General features: G+C 51.2%; 7 protein-coding genes, 1 tRNA gene and 1 pseudogene. 4 read left to right on the top strand and 5 right to left on the bottom strand.

The features are described 5' to 3' along the window. Positions 1-534: 534 nt before the first annotated feature. Positions 535-1,959 carry a P-loop ATPase, Sll1717 family gene (locus BN3659_RS12810; RefSeq protein ID WP_141682493.1) on the bottom strand — a complete coding sequence of 475 codons (1,425 nt, stop codon included), beginning with the start codon at positions 1,957-1,959 and terminating at the stop codon, positions 535-537. A gap of 767 nt (positions 1,960-2,726) precedes the next feature. On the opposite strand from BN3659_RS12810, the gene BN3659_RS04885 reads away from it, so the two are divergent. From BN3659_RS04885 to BN3659_RS04870, 4 genes and pseudogenes are all read left to right on the top strand, one after another. Then, positions 2,727-2,984 carry a hypothetical protein gene (locus BN3659_RS04885; protein ID WP_091535038.1) on the top strand — a complete coding sequence of 86 codons (258 nt, stop codon included), beginning with the start codon at positions 2,727-2,729 and terminating at the stop codon, positions 2,982-2,984. Positions 2,985-3,003: 19 nt separating this feature from the next. Further along, a complete protein-coding gene (locus BN3659_RS04880; protein ID WP_091535036.1) occupies positions 3,004-3,222 on the top strand; it encodes a DUF3873 family protein in 219 nt (72 codons plus the stop codon). A 7-nt stretch (positions 3,223-3,229) separates the two neighbouring features. Further along, a pseudogene (locus BN3659_RS04875) lies at positions 3,230-3,487 on the top strand (DUF6956 domain-containing protein). Positions 3,488-3,498: 11 nt separating this feature from the next. Further along, a complete protein-coding gene (locus BN3659_RS04870; protein WP_224757876.1) occupies positions 3,499-3,774 on the top strand; it encodes a hypothetical protein in 276 nt (91 codons plus the stop codon). 290 nt (positions 3,775-4,064) lie between these two features. Here BN3659_RS04870 and BN3659_RS04860 read toward each other — a convergent pair whose 3' ends face one another. The 4 genes from BN3659_RS04860 to BN3659_RS04840 all read right to left on the bottom strand — a co-directional run bounded on the left by BN3659_RS04860 (position 4,065) and on the right by BN3659_RS04840 (position 9,190). Further along, positions 4,065-4,301: an Arm DNA-binding domain-containing protein gene (locus BN3659_RS04860; RefSeq protein WP_410488792.1), complete on the bottom strand. Its 237-nt coding sequence runs from the start codon at positions 4,299-4,301 to the stop codon at positions 4,065-4,067. Between the two features lie 306 nt (positions 4,302-4,607). Continuing rightward, a tRNA-Ala gene (locus BN3659_RS04855) sits at positions 4,608-4,681 on the bottom strand. A gap of 1,626 nt (positions 4,682-6,307) precedes the next feature. Continuing rightward, complete coding sequence (locus BN3659_RS04845; RefSeq protein ID WP_091535030.1) at positions 6,308-7,339, bottom strand: 2-oxoacid:ferredoxin oxidoreductase subunit beta; 1,032 nt, start codon at positions 7,337-7,339, stop codon at positions 6,308-6,310. Between the two features lie 6 nt (positions 7,340-7,345). Continuing rightward, complete coding sequence (locus BN3659_RS04840) at positions 7,346-9,190, bottom strand: 2-oxoacid:acceptor oxidoreductase subunit alpha (protein ID WP_091535029.1); 1,845 nt, start codon at positions 9,188-9,190, stop codon at positions 7,346-7,348. Positions 9,191-10,494 lie beyond the last annotated feature (1,304 nt).

Here is a 10,494-nt window from a genome sequence, read left to right as displayed (position 1 = left end):
GGGTTGGAAGAGGGCGAGGCAAGTCGTGGGAGCGTACGTGCTTCGGATACGATTCGGAACGGGGCGACTCGGCCCCTCGTTGCAGGTTGTCGGCTGTCTCTATGCGTAAGCGGAAGTGCAGGTGCAGGTGCAGGGGATGCGGACGGCAGTTATACGTGGGTTGCGCGGATGAGCGGTTCGCGGAAAAGCTCCGGGGATCGCGCGGAGTACGCGGACGGACATCGGCCGCTGTACTGCGGCGTTCCGGGCGGCGGAACGGAAGCACGGTCGGTTTGACGAGTGCATAAAACCGTATGCCGTTAAAATGGAAATAGCCGCCTGAAAAGACGACTATTACTCGGAGAAAGTGGTGGAGAATGCGATTCGTGAACCTATCCTCAAAAAATCCTTAATATCAAAGTAATATATATTTCAAAGGTCGCGTAGTAACACACTTGTAACAAATTCCTGCCCGCCGTAGTCTCCTACTGTCGGTCAAGTGTCTGCTCGTTTGCTACTACAAAGGTAGAGATTTTTTATTGATTTTTCAATAAATTAGACAATAAGAGCTTTCCATAGCCCTTTATGCAATATAATCCTCTCATTTGGATTAAAACACATATTTCTATTCCGATATTTAATATAATGCTTACTTTCAAGGCCAATAAGATGGCCTATAGCACTACATTCGAATAAGACAGTAAAAATTTGTTCCAAATTGAGAGTTTCATATATAGAATTTTGAGAGGCAACATTTCGCGCGTCTCTTAATGTGAAATCTCGTTTTCTTAAAGTTGATAACAAGTTAATAAAAGTATCTATTTTAAAAAATTCCAAATAGCCAACTAATTCATCCTTAATTTCTGGCAAGAAGTAATTTATAGAGTAACTTTTAATACCTTGTTCAATATTCGCAATAGATACCGTTTGATTAGAATACTTTTGTATATTTTTTAGGAGCTGTAAGAAGTCTCTGGGTGTATGACGTGTATATTCCAATAAGGCTTGATAAATAGGTTGGTTTTCATATTTACTGGGGAAAAATTCAGCAAAAATGTCAGTTAATTCTGGATATGCTAATTGGCCTCTTAAATTAGCTAATTGAATTAAATTACATTTTGTGTATTCCGCAACACTACTTTCGTCAAACCAATCAAAAACATACGCAGAATCTTGTCTTATTTTATTCTTGTTGGGGTGTGGTAAACGCTCAAAAATATCCGTTCGACACAATACGATAATTTTCATCGGAATATGTGCATTCTTAAAATACACATTGAGAGCTTTTGCTTGGGTTATAAGCGCAGCAATTGATTGATATTGTATTTCACGGCTTGTTAGAATCTCATCAAGGCCATCAATAATGATATAATGTCGATTATCTGAATGAATATTTTGTAATATTTGTTTGAGGAAAGAGACAATATGTATAAAATCATTCTCAATTAATTGGTCATTTTTCTCAAGAGCAAATTCAAAACAAGATAAAATATTAATTTTGAAAGTTCTTTTTGCTGATTGAGTTACGATATCTCGAACACTTTTAATCGGGAAAATCCCTAACTTCCGAAGAATATTAAGAGTTTCTTCCCATTCTTCTTGCATATCTGTTTGTATACTTTCATCTTGTGCAAACGAGCTAATGGTATATACTAATAATAACCAATCCCAAGCTAATGGTAATTTCGCTTCTTGTTCAGAACTTCCCGATATGATTTTTGCAAAACTTTTATATGGAAAATCAGATAATGGAATATCATTTACAAAACAGTTATAATTAGGGCTTGTTAATCTAATATGCTCCAATAGTGCTGTTTTCCCAGAACCTTTATAACCTAAGAATAAAAAAGTAGAACAATTTAGTGCTAAATTAATTACGCCAGTAGAATCCAAATAACCATTTATCAATAGATCTGGATATTCTGCGCCTTCTTCTTTAGCATCGGCTCTACCGAATTCTATGTCTCTAAAATCCATCATGGCTGTAGTTTTTGCGTCAAAAAATATGTTTTTGTAGATATACAAAAAAGTTAGCTTTATACAAATTTTTAATTCTATAATTTCCATTTTCGTTTATATAGCTTGGTATGTATCTCCGGTTTTTGCGAACCGGAGAGTTTTTCATTTTTAGAGTGAGGCACTCCACTCTATCCTTGCGAATAGTGTTGCTTGCACTATTCTTACTTTCTCGAATCTGCCTAAGAATTCGTTTACCTCCATTTTCACAGTCTTCCCGTCGTATCGCGCTGTCATTCCGTTGCAGGTGCAAAGGTGCTTACGAGGTCTTGACGGAGTACAAGGTCGAGCCTCGTGGTTTTGCGAAAAATCTTCCCTGCGTCCTGCGGCCACGAGGTATTTGTTCTCAAAAACCTTGTACGTCCTAACCTCTACACCGAAAAGCCCCTGAAACGAAACGACCGATACGACCGAAAGACGCATAAAAAAATGTCGGATAAACGAGCGGCAGATTAGGATAAGAAACTCACTCCCTCCACTCTCAAATCCGCATCAAAAAAACAAAAAACGACAGTTATGAAACCAACGAAGATTATCAAAACAGCCATACGTGCCCTTTTCGCCGTTCCTTGCGCCCTCTTTCATGGGTGGTGTACTTTACCGTCGGAGTAGGCGAAGCCCTTGTCTGCGGCGTGCTGCAAACGATATGGAGCATTGTCCTGTTCGGCATCTCCCTCGTGTGTGTCATCGGGATTTTGGTTTGGTTATTAACACTTTAATTACATAGAATTATGAAAGTAACGATTGAAACATTCTTCTGTCCTTACTGCGACGAAGCAACAGAGATTTATTTACGTCTGATAAACACGGTTCTTTTTGCCGACGACGAGAACAGTCTGCGAAAGGGTATCGAGAAACTGAAAACCCAAGTGCCGCTCGACGACTATTTCGTGTACGGCTTCGGTGCGCATCATCTGTGGGTGCATCAACGCAAGGCCAGCGACCGGACGAAATATTTCGAGTGCAGACTGATGAAAGCAGAGTTTTAACCCCTAAAGGATTACGACAATGAAAACGAAAATGACAAAAAACGGCGTGTCGGTTTGCCCGACCGGAGAGGAACGCCACGAGTATTTCGCCCTCTCTATTGCCCTGCGCGGAAAGAAACGGCTCTGCCAATACGACTACCGCGATACGGACGGCGAATTATTCTCCTGCGTCGCCCCGACATTGGAGGAGTGCAGAACAAAACGGGATATATGGTTGAATAATAGAAACAATAAATAGACGAACAATGAAAACAAATACAGCAAATTACCGGACATTGATAGTAACCTTCGCGGAGCCGATCTGCGCATTGGACAACTATTTCGACGATACGGAAGCGTAGGGTGTCGCCTCGCTCAAAGAATGGATAGACGGTTATGAAAGTACGCGCTTCACGCAGACGGACGAACATACGGCGGTCATTACCTCCGAATACAATATGACCCACGTAAGGGAGTGGTTGGAACGGAACGCCGACATCGATCGCCTAATCATTAACTCATAAATTCAGAAGCCATGAAACCCATACAGGAATACACCAATAGTTGGAGTACGGGCGGTGCGGGTGGCGGCAGTCATCCGTCGGTTTGGGACGAGCCGATAGTGGATTATAAGGCCGCCGTAAAACAGGGCGTTGCCGAATTGGAGCGACATTACGCCTATGCGATGAAGCACAGCTCCGACGGTACTAACTACAACGCCTCGAAGATACGCAAACTCATGACGAAGCTAAAAGAGTTCAAACAGCGGTATTTAGAACCGAAACAGCTATCCTTGTTTGGTTTTATGTGAACAGACTAATAAAAAAGTGTTTCGTAACAGAAATGTGCGTATCTTTGTATATCTATTAAATAAATTATCATGACTAATAGCTCTAATCAAAACGAAAATATGGCAGAAGAAAAAATTTCCATTAAAGAAATTCATGAGACACTTTGGCGGTGTCGTGATTTCGAGTTATCGCATCTGTGGCAACGTTCGATTTTTCTTTCAGCCTTTTTAATCTTATGTTTTACAGGATATGGGGGGGGGTACTGGTGTCTATGTTTGAAAAAAACGATTCCTTTGAATATGCTAATTTATTAGCTTTTGCAAGATGCATTAGAACGGATATTTACGTTGAATTCGCGTGCGACTTTCGTTACACCGATCATCTTTTGGCATGTCGCATCCCATAGTTCCGGATCGATGTCCAATTTCGAGCTGAACTGTACGGACTCGCCATTGACCGTCACACGGATCATAATGCCGATCTTGCCGGATCTGTTTACTTGATTCTTTCGTGCGTAGAAAAGAATCGTGAATGTGCTTTTGCTCATAATACCTCTTGTTTTTGTTCCTGCTATGCAATTCTTGTAACGAATCGCCGTTGGCAAAGGAACGGTTAATAATTGGTTTTTGAGCAGACACTTTTCGGACAATAGGCGACAAATCAGAGACTTGTATCGTAAATCGTTACTAAATCGACCGACCGGATTTTAGTAACGGTTTTAGTAACGCGACTTTGTCAAAACGGGGCTTTTTTGTGTCTTTCGGATGTCCGAGAAGAAAAATAAAAAATCCCGTAAAACCTTGATTTTACGGGATTTGTCTTCGTTTGACACCGGATTGTCGTCGGGCTGAAGTGGAGAATGCGAGATTCGAACTCGCGACCTCTTGCATGCCATGCAAGCGCTCTAACCAGCTGAGCTAATCCCCCGATTGCAGCGGCAAAGGTAAAAAAACAAATATGAAAAACCAAAATTTATCGCTGTTTTTTATTCCGTGGTTCGATATTGAGACAAAGGCATTTATAAAGACGAAATCTGCCATTTTTTTCGTCGATTTGTATAATTCGACAAAAACAGGCGTATTTTTTTATGTATTCGAGCTTGTTTCCGGGGTTGAAAATTCGATCTTGAAGCGGATTTTCAAAGCGTATGCGAAGACGACGATCGTGAATCTATAGTTATGAATCTCTGTAGATTGGAATAAAAGCTGCCGCCTTTCGTGGCCCGGTCTCTGCCGGTAGGCGACGGGCGACGGGGGCCTTGCGGACTTCCCGTCCATATTTTACCGGAACCATTCGCGCTCCCCGTCGGAGGCCGTTTTGTGATGCGGTTTTTTCTTTCGGGGGGCTTTCATCGGAAAGTAAACTTTGTCGAGACCGTATTTGCGTACGATCATCACCCGTCGAGGGGAGGAACCGGACTTTGCGGGGCTGTTGCAAGTGCGGCGGCTCGCTCTCGGACCGGCAAAAACACGATCCGGGATTGGCCGAAGCATAAGAATAACCGTTTGCCGTAGCTCGCGTAGCATCCGACGATACGCTGCGACGAATCGTATTTATTTTGAGCGCCCCGTTTTTGACCTTGTGTTCCTCGCGGCGTGTCGATCGGAATTCCCGTATGTGTTGCCGATGAGAGGCATCGTACATGGAACATATTCCCATATCACCGGGCAATCGCTCGCGGATCATACGGAGACTTGGGCCATGCACCGGCAGTATTCCGAAATGAAGTCGGCGGCAGCTTCGGGCGCTGCGTCGTTCCATGTCCGCCGGGGATGGTTGTTGAACTCGCCGGAGAATACTTTTTTTGCGGATACCTCACCTGTGAATCGAGTTTGTAGGACGGATTTTCCGCGATATGCCGACCGATTCGTTTTTTTGCTCGTACCGATGACCCTGTTTCGTATGCAGGGAAATCGCACCTTGCCGCGCCTATGTATAAGCGGGAGGGATCCGATCGAAATGTTCTGAACGGCATCGTGGGCGGCGATAAATATCGGCGTATGTTCTTGCGCTGTCTCGTTCGTGAAATGGGGGCGTTTGTTCTGTCGTTCGTAGTTTATTCTCGCGATCGCTCCGGACAATATCCCTTATCGGGCGATTCTCCCGATGCTGTTTGTCGGTACGTGGAGCTTGTGCGCGGCAGAATCTTTCCTCTCCTCCACGGTGTTGTCCAGAGTAAGCCGAGACAGACCAAGCCGAGCCCGGACCGGACAAGATGGACCGCGGCGAAGCAGGGCGGAACAGCGTTCGGGGCGGGATCGTGGCGAGATCGTGGCGAATCGCACAGAACCGAACAGAACCTAACAGGATCGAACAGGATCGAACAGGATCGAACAGGACCGAACAGGACCGAACAGGACCGAACAGGACCGGCCTGACTGTCCGAAACATGCCGAGCCCGGGAGTTCCGGCAGCGGGTAAGAAAAAAGGGCTGTCTAACACGTTTCAGCCCCCTCCTTTATTCGTACTGCTATTCGAAAATTTTCCGAACAGGCAATTTTCAGAGGGACAAAAAACTTGTTAGACAGCCCCGAGCGGTTGCGGGCGGTAGGATTATTCCACCTCCCACGTTTCGCCCGAGCGCAGAAGCTCGTCTACCGAGTGGATGGGGCTTTTGGCCTTCACCTCTTCGACCTGACGGGCCACCGCCTGATCGTACACGGCCGAATCCTCCACGCAGCGGATCACGCCGAGCGCCACGGGATAGTCCGGATACTTCATCGCGGCGAGCATCATGTGCAGCGTCGTGTCGCGCTCGTGCGCGTCGTGGGTCAGTACGTCGTCCAGCGTATAGCCGTCCTGACCGATCGTTACGACCTTGAGCCGCATATTCTCGAATACGAGGCCCTTGTCGTTTCCGGCGCCGAAGGTCATCTTTTCGCCGTGCCGGAGCGTGATCGTGCGCTCGGCGCGCGTCGCTTTGTCGGCGGCGAAGGTGGCATGGGTCTTATCGTTGAAGATCACGCAGTTTTGGAGACACTCCGTAACCGACATGCCCTGATGCTTGGCCGCTGCGACGAGGCACTCTTTCGTGAGGTTTACTTCGGCGTCGATCGAGCGGGCGAAGAACGTGCCTTTCGCGCCGATCACCAGCTCGCCCGGGTTGAACGGTTTTTCGACCGTGCCGTAAGGCGAAGTCTTGGTGATCTTGCCGAGCTTCGAAGTCGGGGAGTACTGTCCTTTCGTGAGGCCGTAGATCTCGTTGTTGAAGAGAATGACGTTGAGGTTGACGTTGCGGCGGATGGCATGGATGAAGTGGTTGCCTCCGATGGCCAGCGAGTCGCCGTCGCCCGTCGCCACCCAGACCGAGAGGTCGGGATTGGCGGTTTTGACGCCCGTGGCGATGGCGTTCGCGCGTCCGTGGATGCTGTGGAAGCCGAACGTCTTCATGTAGTAGATGAAGCGCGACGAGCAGCCGATGCCCGAGACGAAGGTGAACTTGTTGTGCGGCGTGTCGGTCGCATCGGCCACTTCGGGCAGTGCGCGTTGCACGGCGCTGAGTATGGCGTGGTCGCCGCAGCCCGGACACCAGCGTACCTCTTGGTCGCTCTTGAAATCCGCAGGAGTGTAATTATAGGTTGCCATAGGAGTTTACTTCAATAAGGATTCGAATTTTTCTTTCAGTTCCACAACCGTGAAGGGCAGACCCTCGCACTTGTTGTATTGCTCGTAGCGGAATTCCTGCATGCTCTGGCGCAGGTAGTTGGCGAACTGGCCTTCGTTCAGTTCGCAGACCACGATCTGCCCGAACTTCGAGAAGATCTCCCGAACGCCGCGCGGCAGCGGATTGATGTAGTTGAAGTGGCAGAGCGAGACCTTCCGGCCCTCCTTGCGCATCTCGTCCACCGCAGTCTGGAGGTGTCCGCGCGTACCGCCCCAGCCCACGACCAGCAGGTCGCCTTCGGCGTCGCCGTAGACCGTCTGCACGGGAATGTCCTCGGCCGCCTTCGCCACTTTCGCGGCGCGCGTGTCGACCATCTTCTGATGGTTGGCCGGGTCGTGCGAGATGCAGCCCTTCACGCAGTCCTTCTCCAGACCGCCGACGCGGTGTTCGAGGCCGACCTTGCCCGGGAAGGCCCAGCCGCGGGCCAGCTTCTCGTTGCGCACGTAGGGCATGAATCCGCTTTCGGGCGCGTCGTCCACGATCGGAGGTTTGATCGCGGGGTAGTCCTTCATCGAGGGGATGCGCCACGGCTCGGAGCCGTTGGCGATGAATCCGTCGGAGAGCAGGATGACGGGCGTCATGTGCTCCATGGCCAGACGGCCGGCCTCGAACGCGAAGTGGAAGCAGTCGCTCGGCGACGAGGAGGCCACCACGATCACGGGGCACTCGCCGTTGCGGCCCCAGAGCGCCTGCGCCAGATCGCTCTGCTCGGTCTTGGTCGGCAGACCCGTCGAGGGGCCGCCTCGCTGCACGTCGACCAGAACGAGCGGCAGCTCGGTCATCACCGCCAGACCCAGCGCCTCGCTCTTGAGCGAGAGACCCGGGCCCGAGGTGGTCGTTACGGCGAAGTTGCCCGCATAGGCCGCACCGATGGCGGTGCAGATGCCGGCGATCTCGTCCTCGGCCTGCACGGTCTTCACGCCGAGGTCCTTGCGCTTGGCCAGCTCTTCGAGGATCACCGTGGCGGGCGTGATGGGGTACGAACCGCAGAAGAGCGGCAGGCCCGCCTTCTCGGCGGCGGCGCAAAGCCCCCATGCGGTCGCCACATTGCCGCTGATCGAACGGTAGACGCCCTTTTCGAGCTTCGCGGGTGCGATGGTGTAGGTGTTGGCGAACTGGTGCGTGTTGGCCGCGTAGTTGTATCCGGCGTCGATGGCCAGCTTGTTGGCTTCGGCCACGGCGGGGTTCTTCTTGGCGAATTTCGAGTCGAGGTATTTGCGGGCGTGGTCCTCGGGGCGGTTGTAGAGGTAGAAGCAGATGCCCAATGCGAACATATTCTTGCACTTCACGACGGACTTGTTGTCCAGACCGGTCGATGCGAGCGCCTCCTTGGTCATGGTCGTGATGTTCGGCACCACGACGTTATACTCCTCCAGCCCCAGCTCGGCGATGGGGTCGAGGGTCGTGAAGCCGGCTTTCTTGATATGTTCTTCGGTCAGCGAATCTCCGTCGAGGATCACCGTGGCGCCCTTCTTGAGCCACTTGCGGTTGGCCTTGAGCGCGGCAGGATTCATAGCCACCAGTACGTCGCAGTAGTCGCCCGGGTTGAGCTCTCTGTGGTCGCCGAAATGAACTTGGAATCCGGAAACGCCCGCAACGGTCCCCTGCGGTGCGCGGATCTCGGCGGGGTAGTCGGGGAATGTGGATATTCCGTTGCCGAGCAGCGCCGATGTGTCGGAAAAAAGCGTACCCGTGAGCTGCATTCCGTCGCCCGAGTCGCCCGAGAAGCGGATCACGACGTCCTGTAACTCTTGTACATTGGTTTTGTCCATGCTTGTGTTTTTGGTTTAGGTTTCGAATTAGTAACACAAATATAGAAATTTATTGTAAGATTATTCGCATCGGACGATAATTTTCGACAAAATGTAATTAAAAGGAGACCGAACGGGGCGGTTTTGCCGTTTGACGGGACGATGCTCCGCCGCCGTTCCGCGGGAGGAACCGCTCTTGCCGCCGGAGGCATTGCAGGCGGATTTCGTGAACGTTTCCGGGTTCCTTCGGAATCGTTGCGGGTTTGTGCCGGGGCGATTCGGTGCAGCCCGGGTTTTGTTTCGGAGTTTCGCACGATCGTTTCGAAAGCCTCTCGGAATCGTTTCGTAGCGGTCCCGTCGGTATCGTTTGCCGGCCGGACAGAGAGTCCGGTCTGTTCGGAATGCGGCCGCGGATTGCGGCTCTTCAGAGCCGTGCGGGCCGCGATTTATTCGCCGCCCGAGATCCCGTCCGCGGGGTGCGTTCCGCAGGCTGCGGCCGCTTCTGCCTTCGGTAAGGAACGCGCAAGGTCCTGCGGTGCGGCACCGCGGCGGAAACGCACGAGCCCGCGGCGAAATGCGGGCTGCCACCCCCGGACAGCCGAAAAACCGAGAGAGGAGCGGGCTGCCGCATGGGGGCGGCGGCGAACCGCCGGCATTACCCGGCAGGCAATGCCGCACATTCGTCCGAAGCAGCTCGCACCGTTCCTTCCTGTGCGTCGTAGCCGATGCGGTCCGAAAATGACCGGAACATCCCTCTCGGCAGACTGCGCCCTGCAAGCATTCTTTGCCGACTGGCATTCGGCACTGCCGCCCCGGCGGACGAAAAACCGTGAGAGGAGCGGGCCGCCGCAAAAGAAGAGAAACCCGGTCTCTCATCCTCGGAAAAACGGTCTCGGTGCACGACAGATGTTCAGCCGCCCGAACCGTAAAAGCCATAATAAGAAACCCCGAATTCGAAAAAGTAAAACTCCCCGCGCATCACGAAAAACTCCGGCGGACAACTCTTCGCCGGACATCCGTTACGGGGGCACTTTTCCACTGCGCAACGCACGACCCGCCCCGATCATCGCTCCGCCCCGATGCGCCGAACCGCCTCCTACGAAGCACATCCGACGAAGTGCATCCGGCAAAGTACATCCGGCGACCGTCATACGCCGGCCCCGACGGTCCGTGCGACCCCGGCCGAACTTCGCGGCCCGCCGCCCCGATCATCGCTCCCCTGATGCGCCGAACCGCCTCCTACGAAGCACATCCGGCAAAGCACATCCGGCAAAGTACATCCGGCGACCGTCATACGCCGGCCCCGCGGTCCGTGCGACCCCGGC

Source organism: Alistipes sp. CHKCI003, from assembly GCF_900021155.1.
GTDB classification, from domain to species: domain Bacteria; phylum Bacteroidota; class Bacteroidia; order Bacteroidales; family Rikenellaceae; genus Alistipes; species Alistipes excrementavium.
The sequence above is the reverse complement of the archived record's forward strand: the minus strand, read 5'-3'. Positions and strand labels throughout refer to the sequence as shown.